This window comes from Bdellovibrio svalbardensis (assembly GCF_029531655.1).
Lineage (GTDB): Bacteria > Bdellovibrionota > Bdellovibrionia > Bdellovibrionales > Bdellovibrionaceae > Bdellovibrio > Bdellovibrio svalbardensis.
The window spans coordinates 750,471-767,357 of sequence record NZ_JANRMI010000002.1; the positions used below are offsets into that span (position 1 = coordinate 750,471).

The 16,887-nt window shown below is 41.9% G+C and carries 22 protein-coding genes; 21 read left to right on the forward strand and 1 reads right to left on the reverse strand.

The genetic code is table 11. The annotated features are described in order from the left end of the window. The first annotated feature begins 74 nt into the window (after positions 1-74). The 4 genes from NWE73_RS08750 to NWE73_RS08765 all read left to right on the forward strand — a co-directional run bounded on the left by NWE73_RS08750 (position 75) and on the right by NWE73_RS08765 (position 4,172). Positions 75-857, forward strand: coding sequence for a carbon-nitrogen hydrolase family protein (locus NWE73_RS08750; protein ID WP_277577929.1), 783 nt, complete (start codon positions 75-77; stop codon positions 855-857). 47 nt (positions 858-904) lie between these two features. After that, positions 905-1,516 carry a hypothetical protein gene (locus NWE73_RS08755; protein ID WP_277577930.1) on the forward strand — a complete coding sequence of 204 codons (612 nt, stop codon included), beginning with the start codon at positions 905-907 and terminating at the stop codon, positions 1,514-1,516. A 736-nt stretch (positions 1,517-2,252) separates the two neighbouring features. Further along, complete coding sequence (locus NWE73_RS08760) at positions 2,253-3,233, forward strand: GIY-YIG nuclease family protein (RefSeq protein ID WP_277577931.1); 981 nt, start codon at positions 2,253-2,255, stop codon at positions 3,231-3,233. A gap of 27 nt (positions 3,234-3,260) precedes the next feature. After that, entirely contained in the window at positions 3,261-4,172 is a 912-nt protein-coding gene (locus NWE73_RS08765; RefSeq protein WP_277577932.1) for a kinetochore Spc7 family protein, read from the forward strand. Between the two features lie 391 nt (positions 4,173-4,563). On the opposite strand, the gene NWE73_RS08770 is transcribed toward NWE73_RS08765, so the two are convergent. Next, positions 4,564-5,217 (reverse strand): hypothetical protein, encoded by a 654-nt coding sequence (locus NWE73_RS08770; protein ID WP_277577933.1) that lies wholly within the window; start codon positions 5,215-5,217, stop codon positions 4,564-4,566. Positions 5,218-5,752: 535 nt separating this feature from the next. On the opposite strand from NWE73_RS08770, the gene NWE73_RS08775 reads away from it, so the two are divergent. The 17 genes from NWE73_RS08775 to NWE73_RS08855 all read left to right on the forward strand — a co-directional run bounded on the left by NWE73_RS08775 (position 5,753) and on the right by NWE73_RS08855 (position 16,838). After that, positions 5,753-6,364: a hypothetical protein gene (locus NWE73_RS08775; RefSeq protein ID WP_277577934.1), complete on the forward strand. Its 612-nt coding sequence runs from the start codon at positions 5,753-5,755 to the stop codon at positions 6,362-6,364. 127 nt (positions 6,365-6,491) lie between these two features. Beyond that, positions 6,492-6,761 (forward strand): helix-turn-helix domain-containing protein, encoded by a 270-nt coding sequence (locus tag NWE73_RS08780; RefSeq protein ID WP_277577935.1) that lies wholly within the window; start codon positions 6,492-6,494, stop codon positions 6,759-6,761. Positions 6,762-7,182: 421 nt separating this feature from the next. Next, the gene (locus NWE73_RS08785) at positions 7,183-7,557 is read left to right on the forward strand and encodes a hypothetical protein (RefSeq protein WP_277577936.1); all 375 of its coding nucleotides are present in this window, start codon (positions 7,183-7,185) and stop codon (positions 7,555-7,557) included. Between the two features lie 194 nt (positions 7,558-7,751). Continuing rightward, positions 7,752-8,795 carry a tetratricopeptide repeat protein gene (locus tag NWE73_RS08790; RefSeq protein ID WP_277577937.1) on the forward strand — a complete coding sequence of 348 codons (1,044 nt, stop codon included), beginning with the start codon at positions 7,752-7,754 and terminating at the stop codon, positions 8,793-8,795. Between the two features lie 34 nt (positions 8,796-8,829). Beyond that, entirely contained in the window at positions 8,830-9,189 is a 360-nt protein-coding gene (locus NWE73_RS08795) for a hypothetical protein (protein ID WP_277577938.1), read from the forward strand. Further along, a complete protein-coding gene (locus tag NWE73_RS08800) occupies positions 9,177-9,785 on the forward strand; it encodes a hypothetical protein (RefSeq protein WP_277577939.1) in 609 nt (202 codons plus the stop codon). The genes NWE73_RS08795 and NWE73_RS08800 overlap by 13 nt, the downstream gene beginning before the upstream one ends. 361 nt (positions 9,786-10,146) lie before the next feature. Then, a complete protein-coding gene (locus NWE73_RS08805) occupies positions 10,147-10,659 on the forward strand; it encodes a hypothetical protein (protein WP_277577940.1) in 513 nt (170 codons plus the stop codon). Then, positions 10,649-10,876, forward strand: a complete 228-nt coding sequence (locus NWE73_RS08810; RefSeq protein WP_277577941.1) for a hypothetical protein — start codon at positions 10,649-10,651, stop codon at positions 10,874-10,876. Before NWE73_RS08805 ends, NWE73_RS08810 begins: the two co-directional genes overlap by 11 nt. After that, entirely contained in the window at positions 10,873-11,073 is a 201-nt protein-coding gene (locus NWE73_RS08815; RefSeq protein WP_277577942.1) for a hypothetical protein, read from the forward strand. The genes NWE73_RS08810 and NWE73_RS08815 overlap by 4 nt, the downstream gene beginning before the upstream one ends. 134 nt (positions 11,074-11,207) lie before the next feature. After that, positions 11,208-11,573 carry a hypothetical protein gene (locus tag NWE73_RS08820; protein WP_277577943.1) on the forward strand — a complete coding sequence of 122 codons (366 nt, stop codon included), beginning with the start codon at positions 11,208-11,210 and terminating at the stop codon, positions 11,571-11,573. 92 nt (positions 11,574-11,665) lie between these two features. Next, positions 11,666-12,148: a hypothetical protein gene (locus NWE73_RS08825; protein ID WP_277577944.1), complete on the forward strand. Its 483-nt coding sequence runs from the start codon at positions 11,666-11,668 to the stop codon at positions 12,146-12,148. Positions 12,149-12,306: 158 nt separating this feature from the next. After that, a complete protein-coding gene (locus NWE73_RS08830) occupies positions 12,307-12,465 on the forward strand; it encodes a hypothetical protein (RefSeq protein WP_277577945.1) in 159 nt (52 codons plus the stop codon). Between the two features lie 22 nt (positions 12,466-12,487). Then, entirely contained in the window at positions 12,488-12,937 is a 450-nt protein-coding gene (locus NWE73_RS08835) for an SEL1-like repeat protein (RefSeq protein ID WP_277577946.1), read from the forward strand. Positions 12,938-13,138: 201 nt separating this feature from the next. Further along, positions 13,139-14,380, forward strand: coding sequence for a collagen-like domain-containing protein (locus tag NWE73_RS08840; RefSeq protein WP_277577947.1), 1,242 nt, complete (start codon positions 13,139-13,141; stop codon positions 14,378-14,380). Positions 14,381-14,830: 450 nt separating this feature from the next. Beyond that, the gene (locus NWE73_RS08845) at positions 14,831-15,439 is read left to right on the forward strand and encodes a hypothetical protein (RefSeq protein ID WP_277577948.1); all 609 of its coding nucleotides are present in this window, start codon (positions 14,831-14,833) and stop codon (positions 15,437-15,439) included. A gap of 245 nt (positions 15,440-15,684) precedes the next feature. Next, entirely contained in the window at positions 15,685-16,137 is a 453-nt protein-coding gene (locus NWE73_RS08850; protein WP_277577949.1) for a hypothetical protein, read from the forward strand. Positions 16,138-16,370: 233 nt separating this feature from the next. Further along, positions 16,371-16,838 (forward strand): hypothetical protein, encoded by a 468-nt coding sequence (locus NWE73_RS08855; protein ID WP_277577950.1) that lies wholly within the window; start codon positions 16,371-16,373, stop codon positions 16,836-16,838. Positions 16,839-16,887 lie beyond the last annotated feature (49 nt).

Genomic DNA, 16,887 nt, shown 5'->3' on the forward strand with positions numbered 1-16,887 from the left:
ATCGTAATACTACCTTGTCGGTATGGAATGAGCTTGGCGAATGTCTTGATGATAGGTTTTTCTAGGGATTGATTATGATTAAAATCGGAGTGGCTCAAATTGCAAATACGACAAGTGTTGAACGGAATTTCACTGCGGTTAAGCGCATGCTTGCGCGGTTTGAGAATAAAGAGGTTGATGTTGTTCTTTTTCCTGAATGTGCGCTTTCTGGCTTTTCGGCTCGCATGAAGGAGTGCACCGAGAGTGTTGTTAGGCCTTATCTGGAGGAGATCCATAATTGGAGCTTTCAAACGGGTATTCACGTGGTTTTGCCCACGGCGATTGTCCAAGAAGGCCAGGTATTCAATTCGGGTTTTTGGATTTCGCCGAGGAATAAGACTCAGTTCTATAAGTTGGGACTTACTGATTCTGAAAAGAAGTTCTTTTCCGTTCCGGAGGAATCAACGCCTAAAGTATTCTCTGTCAAAGGCTATTCATTCGGAGTTCTTATTTGCATGGAAGCACAGCTTCAGCCTTGGAGTTATTTTGCCAGGGAAGAAGTGGATGCGATTTTATGGCCTGGATATTGGGGTTGGACAGCCACGTGCCAGTGGGCGGCGAATAATGAGGAGAAAGAAAACCTTGTTCATCGGAATGTGAAAGAGTGGCAGAAGCCCTTGATTCAATCGAATTTTGCATTCAATGATCTTGAAGGACATTCCGGTGCGGGTCCCGAGGGTTTGAGCTTTGTGGTAAATTCTAAGAATGAGCTGATCCATAGAGGCCGTCATCTGTTAGAAGAAGGTTTTATTGTTCAGCTCAGTAAACTGAATGGTCAAACTGAAATAGTCAGTTGTTCTGAATCTGTATTTAGTTAGTTTTGTTATTTGTATCTATTTATCCTGGAGCAGGATTTGCTCTTGAAATGAGTTTGCCAGTGGAACCGTTCCGCTGCTTTGAACTTCTCATCGAACATGCGAAGAAGACGGAAATGCCTGCGGCTTTCCGTTTAGAAGTCATTCGACAACTTGAATACTTTAAAGCGCAATCGCTTTGTGATCTGGATCGAAGAGATCCGCCACTTACCTTGCGTGAAAACTGGCGCATCGTAAAAGGGCAGACTAGGGGCTTGAAATTTCTAGAGAGCTATAAAGCCGATGAGCATTTCTGGCGAATCGTGCAGGCCTTTGTTTATGAGGTTGAACCTTGTTCGGTCATTATTCCTCGCCCTGAGAAGCCGCCGAGACCTGCTTCTAAGTGCGATAACTGGAAGCCTTTTGATTTCTTTAATCATCTGATCAATCAGCTGGATTCTAGAGTGCAGTTCTCGGAAGAGGAAAAGTATATGATTCTTCATGGGTTGTATTTTCTTCGAGCGGAATCGGAGAGGGCGCCGGGATTGCGAGATGAGGTGAGGATGCGGCAGGTTTGGGCGCGCGTTCACAGATACTTGGAGCGCGTGGGGTTGATGGCGGAATTTAAGGAAGAGGAGAAGCTTAAATCTGCCATCAGATACTTCATTGACCGCGCTCTTTAGGTGGGGTGATGAAAAGCAGCCATCTGCTGCGTTGAAGAACCTTCTCCTTCACTTTGACGTACTACTTGTACGCCTGCGATCAGTCGAAGAACCTCCGCCTTGCATCTGTCTACTTTTGATCATCCTCGATAATTTGGAAAATGGAAAAGTTCAGAGAATTGGTGCGAGTGAAAAATTAGTCGCACCGACCAGTGAAAATTCTTGGTTTCTCTTCGCAAACTAAATCATTGCTGGTGGTATTTAATTTTTTAGTGCAGTCGTCGTAGCTGTACAGTTTTCTATATCGTTCGCAGGTTTGAATCGTTGAAAATCTAGCGTCTAGCACGCATCCATTTCCATCGGCCTCGCACACATAAAATTTGTATTTCGGCTGATATAGAAAATAGACAATGAAAGATAGGCCGAGAGCAATAGTTGCTAATAGTAGAGTCTTATATTTCATAATAACTAATTAGAGGAATGCATCGATTATCTGTCAAGAACAATGCGCCTGCAGGATGTAGAGTTTGAAGTGAAGTGCCGTGTCTTCAGCACTTCTTTGACCGAAGTTTGATTGTGTAACAATAAACAGATCTAAATTGAGATTTTTGAATGTGTATATACGATATCGTTTAGAACAATAGCAGAATTCCGATTAGAGGTTTGGTGGAGGTATCCCTTGAATCTTCTTTCTAAGTTTTTTGCATTTTGCGGAGTCATAATCTTCGGAATGGGCTCTCTCGTCTCTTTTGTCTGGATGTTTAAGGAAGGTTTCGTCGGTGGACTCATCTGGTTGATTATCTGTTTAGGTTTTACTGGATACTGCCTAAATGTATTAAAAGCCAAAGTGCAGAATGTGTCCCCAAATGTTCCGTATGAGCCGCTTGGTTTTAAAAATGAAAATGACAAAAAGTTTGAGAAACTGGCCGACTACTATATTAAAGACTCAATGAGATATATTCTGTCTAACGTGACTGCGAACAACTTCGCAACGTCAGTTTCTAAGATAGAAAAAGTATATGAAAATTGTGAAAAGTGCGGTGTAAGTTATCCGACAAGCCATATGAAGGAGAATGTTTCTGAAATCAAAGAAAGATTCGCTGCTGAAGTCAAAAAGGCTGAATTGAAAGAGCAACAAGCTCGTATTAAGGAGCAAATCCGTGAAGAGCAGCGGGCTGAGAAGGAAAAAGAGGTTGTTCTCAAACGACTTGAAAATGAACAAAAGTCTATTGAAAGAGCTTTGGAGATTGCTTTAAAAAACACCAATGATGCTCACTCAGCTGAGATCGAAAAGCTCAAAGCTGAGTTGGTGGAAGCTCAGGCGAAAACAGAGCGTACAAAATCTCAAGCTCAGCTTACTAAGTCGGGAAATGTCTATGTGATCTCCAATATTGGTTCATTCGGTGAGCATATCTATAAGGTTGGTATGACCAGAAGGCTTGAGCCTTATGATCGGGTAGATGAGCTTGGTGATGCTTCTGTTCCATTCCCTTTTGACGTTCATATGATGATTCCTTGTGACGATGCTCCAGCTCTAGAGTCAGTGCTGCATGATGCATTAGAGTCTCATCGATTAAATAAAGTAAATTTAAGAAAGGAATTCTTCAAAGTTGAACTTTCTAAAATTAGCGAACTGGTAGAAAAGCATCACGCGAAGGTTGAGTGCTTGGAAATTCCGGATGCAATTGAATACAGAGAAACCGTTCTCGTTTCTAAAAAAGATGGTAGTGCTGCTTAGATAATGATTTTGCTTTAGAGGAATATTGTGGAAGTAAAGCTTAGTAAAGGTGTCGATGATTTAATGCCCGAGGCTCTTAAGAACCGCTTTGGTGACCCCATTCTTGGGACATATAGTGTTTCTTTCATTATATATAACTGGAGAATATTCGTTCTACTTTTGTCCGATAAAAATGTTGATCAGAAAATTGGTGATATTGGGCGTCTGTTGCACCCATCATTTGCATGGGGGAGTCCGGTATATGAGTTCATTTTTCCGAATATATGGACTTTTATTTGTCATCCTTTTGTAACGCCATTGATTTTTGCGGCATGGATTTTATTTGGAATGCCATACTATTTTAGACGCTTGTATCAATGGCTTTTAAAAAGAAAGGTTTTGGCAACTAATGATCGGTATTCTGAGGAAACGAAACTTAGCCCAATTGCGAAAAAGATTTCTGATCTTGAGGAAAGGCTTAATAAAGAATTGCAACGGAATGGCGAGTATATTGTTTCTACAAATAACCAACAAGATCTGCTTGATAGATTGAAGCAACAGGTAGCTTCCTTAGAAAAACAAAAATCAGAGTATGATCAGACTGTAGCTGCTTTGAGAAGTGAGCTATCAGAGAACTTGAAATTCAACAAAGAATTAATTAAAGACCTAAAGTCAATAGGTGATGGTGAGGCAGATGAAGGTGAAAAAGATCCAGTTTCGAAAATCGTTGATTTGTTTCGTAAGCAGCCAGATCTGGCAGAGTCTTTTGTTGAGATAACTGATCAAATAATTAGTAGTAATATTCGTACTTCTTCTGCGTTTGCATCTTCCCGAGCTAAGAGTATCGCGAGCTCTGCAAAATTAGGACTTATAGAGAAGAATGAACGGTTTAGTAGGTGGGAAATAACCAAACTCGGTAACGAAGTTCTAAAGGTATTAAGTTTTGCAAATTCAAAATAGCGAGGCAGTCGGTTGATCAAAAGTAGGGAAGATTAAGGCGGAGGTTCGAGGTCACGACTGAGGCGTATGTGTCTATACGTCGTGGGAGTGGACTCGTGCTGACAACGAAGAGGTTACCTGCTTTTCATCAACCGAAAAAGGGGACTGGTTAAAGGAGAATAAAACCAGCCCCCTCCGGTAGAAAACACGTGAATGATTTAATTTACTAGTCCCCGCAAACCTCCCATCAATCTTTATTTCATTTTTTATCTTGAGAATCCCAACTATCAAATCGAGCAAAAGGGCGAGTATACGAGGCGAAGGCTTTGAGGCTGTGACCAAGGCGTACGAGTCAGTACGTTGCGGGATCAGATCAAAGTCTTTTACGAAGTAGGTTCGCCCTTTTCATCGATTACCGAAGGCTTGTGATTCGCTTGGTTCTAGCCTTCGGATGAATTTTCAATTCGTTTGTGTAGTCGACCTTTGGTCTCACCAAAGCCCTCTCTGCATAAACTTCGCGCTCGTTGCCTTTTTGTTCGTCTTGGCCTTCAGAGCTTTCAACCTTCGTCATTACGTCATACTGTTTAACTGCGTAGCTGATGATGACCTCGCCGTTTCTGATGGCGTCTACTCTAAAAACCAAAACACCTCTTGCTACTGTTGTGTTTAAAATCACCGAGTAGGTGTGATTCACTTGAAGAAGTACAGCTTTGCTGAAGTTGTGAGTTCTACCTGTGATCAGGTCCGGAACAATGGCGTTCTTAAGAGTGATATTCTCCAGATTTGTGTCGCCGATATCTGCTAAGAACGAAAGATTTGGTCCTTGATATCCAGACTGCATCACCACGAAGTCAGTTTTATTTGTCGTAAGAACCAACTCCGGATCGTTTCCCTTATAAGCGTAGCTAGACAAATACAAACGGAAGTTCTTTGTCTGATCTTCGTCTCTTGATCCTGAAAGGGCGACGGTCTTGATTGTGTTGAGGGTGGGTAGGTTTTCGGCGGCCTTTACGGAAATAGTCAATAAAGAGGCCATTAAAAAAGAGATTGTGATTGGGAGTTTCATATAGAGGTCCTTGTCTGTGGGATGTGGTCGTCCCGGTTAAAGTTCGTGACGGACCCATAGAGCAGGAGTGGTGCCGGGCTGGAGGGCGGTTATATTGGAGATGGGGGTGTTTGGGCGGGGAATTTATCGGATTTAGGACTTTATTCTCAGACCAGAGACCGCCCGGCACAAGGATGGTGAAAAGGGCTCATTTGCTTCGTTGTCGGCTCGAGTCCTCTCCCGCAACGTACTACTCGTACGCCTTGGTCGTGAACTCAAAACTCCGCCTCGCACCTGAATCCTTTTGATCATCCTGGGGAATGTGCAGTGATAAATACAGCTCATCGTAAACTCCGAAAAGGTTTGAGGGCACGGCCAAGCCTGTGTGGTCGAACCCGCTCTACATAAGAACATATTCAAGGCATTGAGTATGATCTTATCGCCAAACATGATTTCCCCGTTCTGTAGTCCGAGGTAGACAATCCTTTATTTACAACACAATATAATCTTAAATGAGTTTCGCCAAAGGATTTTGAGCTAGTCACGGGATTTCTGAATGATTAAAGTATCGCCGAAAATATTGGCCTCTTCTTACTTAGTATACCTGTTTCGGCGGTTTCGATATTGTGGTGGCTGGTCGGCAATTACATGGCTAAAGGCATATAGCGTAACCATCGCGTTGGCTTTTTTAACTGCGAAGGTTAGTCCATCGAGTATTGGGGTGGGACTTTCTCAAGTTGTACTTAATGCTCTTCTTTTTGGTTCGTTGTTTTTTGTGACCATATTTTTAGTGGGTGGAATTACGCTTTATCTTTTTCTCTGGAATACTTCTTGGCAATATGGCGATAAAGCGGTTCTAGTGAAAAGCATTTTTGGTTCAAAGGAATATCAATATTCTCAAATTAAGAAGACTACATTAGAGTCTCGTTATATGGCCATTTTAACAATTGAACTGCCGGATGCTACGTTTCACCGCACAACACACTGGTTTGGACGAGATCGTACTGATTGGAATGAGTTTGTGAATTTCTTGTCTCGGCAAAATGGAGAGGTTCGAGAAAATATTTTTGTTTCCTACTTCAGAGGATTTAAACAGTTTGAAAAAAAGCTTTCAGCAGATGAAGCCTATTCGTTCTTTGAGGATGGCTTTCCAAAGATTGGGTTTTAGTCGTCGGATGCACGATACCGCCTTGGCGATCCCCATTTTGTATTCAAGAAATTGATTGATTGTGGACACACTTTGCTGGTTCAATATCTTTACTGGGTTTTGATGTTTTGCTTTTGAGAGGTGTTCTTTGGCTTCCAAGAAAATGTTTCGGGATTATATTCGTGATGCGCGCATCTCCTCTGGTCTCTCTCAAGGCGATGTTGCTTCTAAACTTGGCTATTCCACTCCGCAGTTCATTAGTAATTGGGAGCGTGGGGTTAGTATGCCGCCGATTGATAGTTTGAAGACGATTGCGAAGATGTACCAAATTTCCCCCGAAGAACTATTCGAAACGATGGAAGCTGAGATCGTTAAAGATCTTAAACTAAGCCTACACAAAAAGTTTAAAACGGCTTAGTCAGCGGGAGCTGATAAAGCTCCATCTGCTTCGTTGTCGAGAACCTTCCTTCACTGCGACCTACTGACCAGTAGGCCTCGCTTCGAAAGAACCTCTCCGCCTCTCATCTGAAGCTTTCTTAGCCCCCTTGGTGTGTAGTCGCTAATCAAATTCAATATCGTAAACAATCCTAAAAGTCTGAACGGATGCCGCAGGCTTATCCGTACACCCGATCTACATATGATCTAGCTCAAAGCCTTGAGGTAGATCATATCGCCAACCGTTTGTTCTCTTTTTCTTGGCTATAGACAATCCTTTATTTACCCCTCAATATTATCTCATGAGGTGGATTAAGTTAAGGGGTTCAGGTCATAGCCACTCCTGGAGGGTCAATTCAAATGAACAATGGTGGAAGAGTTATAAAGGGATTAATATGTCCTCTATGAGTAAATTTGCGATTATTTTATGTGCTATGATCAGCCTTGCCTATCCGGATGTTTTTGCCACGAAATGCCTTAAGGCTCAGACGATGGAAGAGTTAAAGAACGATTTTCCAGTTGTTATTCGCGGAAAAGTATCAAAGAGAGTAAAGATTAATGAAAGCTCATTTGCTCTGAAGATAACAGTACAAAAGCTCCTTAAAGGTATATTGAAACAGAAAGAGGTAAATGCTGTTGAGGTTCATTACGGAAGGGGTTTTTGGAGAACTTATGAAGTTGGCAATGAATATACTTTCCCGATTGATACAGAAGGTAAAAGCGGTACTTATGAAGTAGTTGTGCCTGGCGATGGATGTCCTGCCTTGCCTGCAAATTAAGTTTTAAAAAACTTGGTAAAGTTTCCATCAAAAGAAACAAATTGAGACTTCTGCTAAACAGGCCCGGTGGGCCTGTTTTTTTATTTGAGCGCGAACTGCTCAATCCTGGGATATCGCTTCATAATCTTCGAATCCTCCATTTGGCGGAGGTCCAGTCTCTTTAAGTAACTTGTTCTGTGGGAATACATAGAATAGTGTTTATATTGATGATTGCGAATATCTTCTTTGTCATTCTTGGAATCTTCAGCGCTTCTCATGCTGAGCCCAACTTCAACCGTGAGCCGCTAATGCTCAACATTGGGGATTCTTTCTGTCGGGGTGACTTTGAGCAATTTGATCGGTACATTAAAGACGTTCCTCCTGACAATCCTTTCTATTTGCAATATCAGCTCGCGGGCTTAAATACTCCAAATGGTCTTGCTCTAGTCACTCGGCGGATGCAAGAGTCCCCAAAAGATCTCAGTCAAATTTCAAATCTGGATCGATTGCTCTTTGGGGTGGCGATGACACAATTTGAAAATCCAGATAAATCGAGGATAAGGCAGTTTTTGGATTTTAAATCAAATAACCGCATCCTAGAGATTTATCGCCAAGAGATCCTGGGCCTCATTGATTCTGATGCTGGGAAGAGTTTGGCGATCTCAATTGATGCTTTCGCGGCACTGCCATATCTGGACAGTGGCATTCTTAAAAGTATCTATAATCTAGGAATTAGATATAAAGACCGAGAGAGAATCTTAGGTCAGTTTTCACAGTTCGTCGATAAATTCCCTGACAACTCCTCTGAGAAATATGTTCTTATGGCTTACCGTGAGCTTGTTCCATTAAATCAGAAAGACAAATTAGCTTACTATGAATACTCAAAGAAAGCTTTTGAGCTTTGTAAGTATGATTCAGAAATAGCAATCTTACATATTGGAAGTCTCATATCCCAAAACAAGTTGGGTGAAGCTGAAATGGTGCTCAGAGAGCAAATAAAGATTCGTCCAAATTATAGCGCTTATTTTGACTATTACCTAGGAAAGATTCTTTTAGAGAAAGGTTCCAAGGCAGAAGCTTTGAGTTTTCTTAATGAAGCCAATCGCAAACGGGGAATGCTGGCCAGCGACTATCAATCTAAACTTGATGATCTCATCTCAAAGGCAAATGGTTTTAACTGGTTCTATCCAGCAATTGCTCTGGTTCTTATTGTGGCAGGTGGGGTCGTGATTAGTCTCCGAAGAAGGAAGATCGAATGACCAGAATCCTACTTAAATTTGCTAGTGCCTATCAGTGGTTGGCTTTATGATGTTGGCTTTGACTCCAGACTTACCGACTGGGGGGCTGTTTGAGGGCTTAACTTTTAAGGAATCTTTTGCCGTTACTTCTTCAGTAAGCGCGATTGTAAAAGGGTCTGCGAAGGACGGAAGCTTTTTGAACAACTTCTATGATTTTTATATCAATGATTACGGGATGAGTTTAGGATTTGCCGCAGCTGGAACAGTGCTTCCAAATGCGATACCAGAGGTGTATGATTATGTGAAATATCCAATATATGCAATTGGAGCTGCGAGTTGGTATAGTGGTTATCAGAACGTAAACTGTGACCCTAAAACTGGTGGTGATCCTAGGAGTGCTGAGTGCAGAAAATAGTAGCGATTGTTATGATGATTGTTGTAGGTGGTTGTGTATCGATTCCAAAAGAGTCTGTATTAAAGCCGACTAGCAATCCCACGAAATATTGTGTCGCCGTAGATTTTGATCGGCTTCGCGAGGGGCCTGTGTCTAGGGAAATTGAACCGCTGCCAATGGATCCGACTTTGGTGGCGATGTATCGCAAAGGCTTGCGAAAATTTGGAATTGAAACTGAATGCTCAAATCCTTCAGACTCTTTTAGGTTCACCTACATAGTTAAAGGCGGTGCTAAGATACCGTCTTTTGAAATGGTGATGTACATGGTTTCAATTGTCACCCTTGGGATAGTGCCAGCGAAAGCAGACATGATTGTGGATATGACATACCACCACGAACGAGCCGGTAGAAATGTTGGTTCCGTGAACTACCTGGTTCCAGTTACGCAGTGGATGTCAATTTTTACGATCCCAAAAGAGATTTCGCAAAACAAGGAAGCCAGAGAAGTTTATGATATAAGCAACTACTGGGATAGTATCATCGTCGCCAAGACAGCGAGTGCTATTCTTGGTGAGTTGGAGATTGAATCAACGCAGAGTCGGCGTGATGCGCATTAAGGAAGTGGAAGAATTTCTTTGATATTCTTTCATTCACGCATCCTGAACTCGGACCCGATCGCTTCGTGATCTTCGAATCTTCCGCATGGCGGAGGTCCAGTCTCTTTAAGTAACTTGTTCTGTGGGAATACATAGAATAGTGTTTATATATGAAGGAAAGCGTAAAACCTGGAGAGGTCATTTTAAGTGTTACGTTTGTTGTGATCGCTTGCTGGCAGATTATTGAATACGCCACGACAGATTGTTTTACTGCCTTCGCTGAGCTTCCAATGGTTTGTGTTCAAAATAGACCATACGTTTTGGTTCTACTTATTGCCGTTGAGCTCCTATATCCAATTCTAATTTTGCGGAAGAAGTTTCAATGACCAGAATCCTACTTAAGTTTGCTAGTGCCTATCAGTGGTTGGCTTTGGTGGTGTTGGTCTTGTCACACCTAACTTTCAATGTGATGAAGATAAGCTTTGGGGCAACAATATTCTTCTCAGACGTTGCTGTAGGCGTTTTAAACTTTGTTATGAATCTGGCTCTCGCTCAGTTCTATTGGAAAGCTCAGATGAGCTTGGCAGGGCTTCAAGGTGCTAACTCACAGAACCGTAAGTTAAAATTCTGGGGGTTGCTGTCGATTTTCTCTGTGGGGCTAAATCAGTTCGGAGAAGTTGTTATGAAGGTCAAGAAAAGACCTTCAATTGAATCAATGAATACTGGTGCCCTAGATGTACTGTCTCAAGTGCTTTTATTTGCAAATAGTTTGAAGCCGATTTTATACAAAATCATCTACATTTCCGGTTCGACAGCGAACTTGTTTTTTATATTACTGCTGTACTCTGTGTTCGTCGTTAAGAATCAAGATGGAGTCGTTGTCGATGAAAATTAAGAAAATGGTATTCTTACTAGTGCTTTCTTCTGTTGTTCCGGCAGCGTACCTTTTTGATTATTACACTCAAGGATGTGTCTATAGCTTTGGTTCGGGGAGCGTTCGGACCTGTGGGGCTGAAGCTAAGAGCTTGGTGCTTTCGAGCTTTGCTGTATTTGGTTTGTTGGTGTTGGGCTTTCTGGTTGTTCTGTTTTTTGGTAAACGGAGAGTAAAGTGAAGAAACTTAAGCAAACCGTTTTTCTTAGTTTTATCGTGTGGCTAATTACATTCATTGATTATTTGGATGATGGATGTATTGATTGGCCGGGTGCCGCCAATGTGTGTGGTGGTCAGGCGAGTTTGGTTTTTTATTTGGTATCAGGTGTTTTTATCGGCATTCCTTTTTGTTTGATGTTGGTGAAATACTTAAGGTGATGATTGTTTTTAGTAAATAGCAATATCTGCACGGGATGTAGGTTTTGAAGAACAAAAAAACTCTTTTTAGTTGAAAACTTGAAGATAGAGCCTGACGAAGTGCATGTGTCTATTTTTTCCAACAGAGGTCGATAGTGGAAAATGAGAGTGCTCGCGGATATGCGCCAATTGGAACTAAAGGTGGCTTATATATTTATAAGTTTAACTTTGTGAAATGGGATCAAATTCAAAGTGCAAAGAAGCTCTCATTTTTTGGCCTTCCGTATTTGATTTTGCGACTTAGTGTTCGACGCCCACCGTTTTGGATAAAAACCTGGTGGGTGCCGATGTGCCTAGGTGATCTTTCCTCATCGGTTATCAAGTACTGTCCGAATGGCAATCCACTTCGCGGTCAATTTGAAGGCGAGGGTACTCGAGTATCTTTTATTGAAGGAGTTTGGCTATACCTGCAAGCAACTCTTATCATAGGAATTATGCTGTACTTAATTTCCATTATCTAAGTTTTATATGAATTTATGGACTCGTGAGGAGTCTTTGTTAAGTTATAAATAGTAATATATTTGATGGAGTTTGAACGTTGTTAAACTTTCTTATGGCTCTAGTGGCACTCTTAGTAGGCTATTTGTCTTTACGGACTTATAATATTTATGAGTGTTTGGAATATAAGCATATGGTGGTTTGTGGACCTCCAGCTAAAGTAGCCCTTGGAGTCGTCTTAGTTGCTTCTTTCGCAATAGCAATTCTTCTTATTCTTACTCAGCTTAAAATTATTAAGTTTCCAGAGGGCCCAGACGTAACCGACTTTCAGAAGAAAATAGAAGAGCGAGTAAATAACCTAACAAAGAAACATAATCTTTCTATCGACGATAGGTGGCGTAAGTACAGATATCATTTTTTATTCCTTAAATTGGATGGCTGCTCGATCTGGATATTTGATAACGGAAACATAGATTTTGAATGTGATTCGGAAAAGCAAAAAATTATAGCTGAAAAGTTTGAGTCTGAGCAAGCGTTAGCAGATTACTTTCAAACAGTCTTGGAAAACTATCTTAATAGGAAAGCAAAGGAATCATAATGCATATTGTCCCTGGAAGTAGTTTTGAAAGGCGCGATGAAAGAAATTAACAAGGTTGAAAAATCGGGGCTTGAAGAGGCGGTCTATGGGCCGATTCTGTTTGGGTGTTTTTGGTAGGCTGTATTGGCTATTGCATCAGTCAGTCCGATGATAACTGCATGGTTTATTTCGGGAGAGGTTTTAAGACCGTTTGCGGATCTGAGCGCAATGATGCCTATCCTTCGCTTGCGATTGTGGGTGTTATGGCTGGTGGATTTTTAATCATTGGTCTTCGAAATCTTAAGAAGAAGCTAAAAGCGGAAGCAGATGAGAAGTAGCAAATACCTCGAGGGTAAATGAATGAAAAAAAATCTAATTATAATTTTGATTTTAACTGTAGGTACTGTTGCGGTGATTCGCATTTACGTTAACAAACAGAAAAACGACCAACTTATGGCTGAGGCACACCAGGCTTTGGAAAATGGTCGATATGTCGATGCATTTGAGATGTACAATGAGATAAGTAAGAAGGGCGTAGATGCTGCTCACTATTGGTTGGCATATATGTATGTTTTAGGACTTGGCACTAGTGAAAATAGAAATTTGGCAATGGAAGAACTAAAACAAATTAAACATTTACCCACTGATCGATCTTGTTTGGTGGGAAATAACTTAATTGCATTGAATATTGCTGGATTAGTGAGGGATATTGCTCGTGTCGCTAGTACAGAGACTGTGGATTGGTGGAAGCAGGAGGCGAGAAGGAACGGATTCGATGATCAAAAATGTTCAAAATATTACGAAGATTAGTGTATTTTTTCAGATCATAAATAAGTAGATACCGACCCATCTGAATCGTTCGTTATAGTTCAGATAGTTAAAGTTCAATTGAATTAATCATTGCGTTTATTCGGTTTAGCTGAAGAATATCCGATTTTCGAATATTTTAGGTAAGAAACTTTGGTAGGATGAATGCCTGTTTTTTGCTTCTCCCGGTTTTAGGGAGGAGCGATGGCTCTTAAAGTTTTTATTCTTGTTATTTCTATTTTGTTTGTGGCTTGTTCGGAGGAGCTTAGTAAAAGGGCTGAAGAGGCTAAGGCTCTGGAGAGTTTGCCGCCTAAGGTGACTATTCAGAGTTCGGCTTTGGCTGAGGCTGTGAAGGTGGTGATCACGGGGGCTGATCCGGAAAAGTATACGGTGCAGTTTTCTTGGCCTCATCTTGAGAAGGATAAAATACTTCGTATTCGCCTTGGAACCGTCCTACAGGAAATTCTTTCAAGCCAAACATTCTTTACTCATACGGTGGGGCACAATCAGATTCTCAATTATTCCTTCGATATTTTAGATTCCAATCGGAAGCCGGAAATGACATTCCGAAAGACGGTCATTATTCCTTATGACTTTGTTGTTCGCGAGGGTACTGGCGTACTTTTATATAATACAAAGATTGAAGCTAATCGCGTCTTCTTAAGCGATAAAATTCCACTCACCACCAACGGCACAACCTTAGATATTGCCGCCAATGAACTTCATGCTGCCAATGGCAGCATCCAAACTTTCCCTGAAAGTATTAAAATCAAAAACTCTCAAGGGTTTGAAGAGGAACTTCCTCCAACAGCGCCTGATGGGGTGAATGGAAGATCTGGCGGGGCTATTTCAATTAGTGCAAAGAAACTCTACGGCAGATTGCATGTCTACATGCGCGGAGAAAAGGGCGGACGAGGACTTAAAGGTGATCCCAAGCCGCAGGCCTCGGCTGGCGTTCCAGCAGAAAGTGCGAAGCCTGAGTGTTTGAAGGACTCGCCCGTTAGATTTTCACTCTCTCAATGCTCTTGCCCAAGTGATCTAAGACCCGGAGGTCAGGGCGCTGACGGTGAAAAAGGGAATCCCGGAAGGCAAGGAATGAGTGGCGGAGATTCCGGAAGTGTCCGAATCATGATCCAAGAGTACATCCCGAGCGAGGGGATTGACTCGATTTTACCGACAGATGGCGTTGGCATTGTCGATGTTGTTCAATTGCCGGGCGTGGGTGGAGATGGTGGTTTCGGTGGTGATGGGCAGGCCGGCGGCGCAGGAGGGCCTGGCCGTAACATCGCCGGGAGGTTGGAGTGTAGGGGGGATGGGGGAATGTCAGGCAAGGATGGACCTGTGGGCGATGCTGGAGGGGCGGGTCACCCGGGGGTGCTCGGCATGAAATGCGTCTATATTGGTTCAGAGAACCAAAACGACTGCTCGCAGGGTGACGGGCGATGAAAAGGATCCATCTTCTTCGTTGGCAGAACCTGTCTTTCTCTCCAACGTACTATTCGTACGCCTTCGTGGCAGACAGAACCCGCCGCCTTGAATCTGAATCCTTTTGATCACCCATGATTTTTGAAACTAGCAGAAAGAAACAGTATTGAACCCATTTTATCAAGCCAGGACTCGGGTAGTGAAGGTCGAATCTCTTAAGATTTTGATCAACCCCGGGCACGGGCAGAGTGAAACTCAAGTAAATCCTCAAACATCGGAAAACTCCTCGTTTGAGTGGATCGTAGTGCATCCACGAACCCGTGCTTCATATGCGCTTTCTCGCGGAGTGAGGAAGAGTATATCGCCAACCGCTTTTCCCAAGTGTTGGGTCTAAGAGTATTTGGGTGCAGTTTTGGGTGTTAAGGGTATTTCCTTGGTGACCGAGCCTTGTTCGAAATTTATATTTGAGAAATGGAACTTGAAGATCCGCTCTCGTGGCTTGCTCCGTTACCACTTCGAATTGCCTTTGGACTTTGTGTATTGTCTCTGTACGCATATATAGATTGGCGAAAAAACGGGAAGAACGCGACACGTTTCAAAGAATATTCATTTGTCATTCTTGTTTCAATGCTTACGGTCTTATTCGCGATCCTGCATGATTTCATAACCGTGACAATTTCCAAAGACTATTTCGTTATCGGCAAAGGGCTTGATGAATCGCGCCTTTATTCGCAAACAGCTTGGCTAGCAATTCGTGCTGCCTATGGGCCTGGTCTACTAATAGGTGCGGTCTATGTTTTTCTAAATAATCCTTCAAGAAATCTTCCGCAACTTAGCTATCGGCAATTGCTTTCAAATTTGCGATGGCCACTTTACTTCGCAATAGGGATGGCAATTGTTTTCGGCATTCTTGGCTATTTGGACGTCTTAATTAGAAAATCAGATTTTCAAAATGTGGTTTCAAATCCCGATCTATTTTTAGCAGTCTGGGGAATACATTGGGGAACTTATGTAGGTGGAGGCATTGGGTTTGTCTTTGGCGGCTTCCGCATTCGCTCTGCCAGACGGCGAAATGTTTAATCAAAGGTGCGGAAGATAAATCACTAGGTTTTAATTTGAAGGAACATCATGAAGGCACTGAATAAAAGTTCAGTGCCTTTTTCCTTTTGTGTGAAACTTAGTTGGTTTGACGGAGCAATACGGAGAGAAATTTCGATTGAGTGTGGTCAGATGATCAGTGCGATCTTGATTGAATTGTTAATTGAAAACATTTGGCTTTGGACATTGAGAAATATCTGTGCTGAACTTCCTTGATCGAGGTGATCATGAAGACCATTGGAATCATAGTTATATTTTTCTTCAACATCAGTTTAGCCGCTGCAGCCATAACTGGAGAATTCACTGTGCAACAAATGCCAGGCTGCACGCACCAATTGAATGCGTCAGCTCCAATGGCCGAAGACTTCACCTATACGGGCGTCTCCATTCAAACAAATGTTCCAAATAGTATCCACATCACTCTGAACCCAAACTCAAGCCCTTTTAAGCCACAAATATATATTTGCGATTCGCAAGAACATAAGGGCGATGGTGTTAATACTGGTGATACCTATTTAGCAAGCTGTAGCGATGATTCAATCCATATTCGTAGAGTATTTCACCAGCTCAAATATTCGTTGATTGCAAATTATAGACAGACTTCTCTCGGATTAACCTACACTGAAACATTCGATGGCGACCAATTCACTCGCACATGCGAGTTTATATCTGTTCATTAATCCCTAGGTTTTAAGCAAGATACGAATCATAAAGGCGCTGAATAAAAGTTCAGTGCCTTTTTCTTTTTGTGCGAAGCTTTGTTGGTTTGACGGAGCAATGCGGAGAGAAATTTCGATTGAGTGTGGTCAGATGATCAGTGCGATCTTGATTGAATTGTTAATCGATAATATTTCTTTCCTTTAAAAAAAATGAAAGTCTTATCGAATACGTGGAAATATACGGGAGATACGCCATGAAGAAGACAATTTTTCTATCGCTTCTATGTTTATTATCGAGTAGTGCATTCGCTAACGAACAACCAGTCATCGCACAACTACACCCAGCTGTGGTTGATGGTGCACCTATGTTTAGTACATTCTGGAGTGAAAAAAACAAGGTAGGATTCATTCAAATGGGCCTAGCTTGGAGTGTTTTCGATCCTACCGTACATGGCCATGGTTTTAAATTTGCCAATGAGATTGTAACTTCAGTTAACCCGGTCCTGTCCGTTGGTTGCCAAATTAAGAATGTTAAAGGTACTTTCAATTATATTGGGGGAGCTAACGGACCCAACAATCCTCTCGTCATTAATTTGGCTGGAAATTGTGCTGGCGATATCGCAGAATTTGAAAATAATCAAATTCACTTGAGCTTCAAAAATGTATCATCACTTGATGGATTAATGTATGCGCCTGAACTTGATGTGGTAATTAGTCACTAGAAGCCTCAGGTTTTTTGATCTTCAAACACTAGGTTATGTTTATAAATTA

Coding starts and splice junctions, on each gene's coding strand:
- NWE73_RS08750 (WP_277577929.1), top strand. CDS start 75: ATGATTAAAATCGGAGTGGCTCAAATTGCAAATACGACAAGTGTTGAA.
- NWE73_RS08755 (WP_277577930.1), top strand. CDS start 905: ATGAGTTTGCCAGTGGAACCGTTCCGCTGCTTTGAACTTCTCATCGAA.
- NWE73_RS08760 (WP_277577931.1), top strand. CDS start 2,253: ATGTTTAAGGAAGGTTTCGTCGGTGGACTCATCTGGTTGATTATCTGT.
- NWE73_RS08770 (WP_277577933.1), bottom strand. CDS start 5,217: ATGAAACTCCCAATCACAATCTCTTTTTTAATGGCCTCTTTATTGACT.
- NWE73_RS08775 (WP_277577934.1), top strand. CDS start 5,753: ATGATTAAAGTATCGCCGAAAATATTGGCCTCTTCTTACTTAGTATAC.
- NWE73_RS08785 (WP_277577936.1), top strand. CDS start 7,183: ATGAGTAAATTTGCGATTATTTTATGTGCTATGATCAGCCTTGCCTAT.
- NWE73_RS08805 (WP_277577940.1), top strand. CDS start 10,147: ATGACCAGAATCCTACTTAAGTTTGCTAGTGCCTATCAGTGGTTGGCT.
- NWE73_RS08810 (WP_277577941.1), top strand. CDS start 10,649: ATGAAAATTAAGAAAATGGTATTCTTACTAGTGCTTTCTTCTGTTGTT.
- NWE73_RS08825 (WP_277577944.1), top strand. CDS start 11,666: ATGGCTCTAGTGGCACTCTTAGTAGGCTATTTGTCTTTACGGACTTAT.
- NWE73_RS08830 (WP_277577945.1), top strand. CDS start 12,307: ATGGTTTATTTCGGGAGAGGTTTTAAGACCGTTTGCGGATCTGAGCGC.
- NWE73_RS08835 (WP_277577946.1), top strand. CDS start 12,488: ATGAAAAAAAATCTAATTATAATTTTGATTTTAACTGTAGGTACTGTT.
- NWE73_RS08840 (WP_277577947.1), top strand. CDS start 13,139: ATGGCTCTTAAAGTTTTTATTCTTGTTATTTCTATTTTGTTTGTGGCT.
- NWE73_RS08845 (WP_277577948.1), top strand. CDS start 14,831: ATGGAACTTGAAGATCCGCTCTCGTGGCTTGCTCCGTTACCACTTCGA.
- NWE73_RS08850 (WP_277577949.1), top strand. CDS start 15,685: ATGAAGACCATTGGAATCATAGTTATATTTTTCTTCAACATCAGTTTA.
- NWE73_RS08855 (WP_277577950.1), top strand. CDS start 16,371: ATGAAGAAGACAATTTTTCTATCGCTTCTATGTTTATTATCGAGTAGT.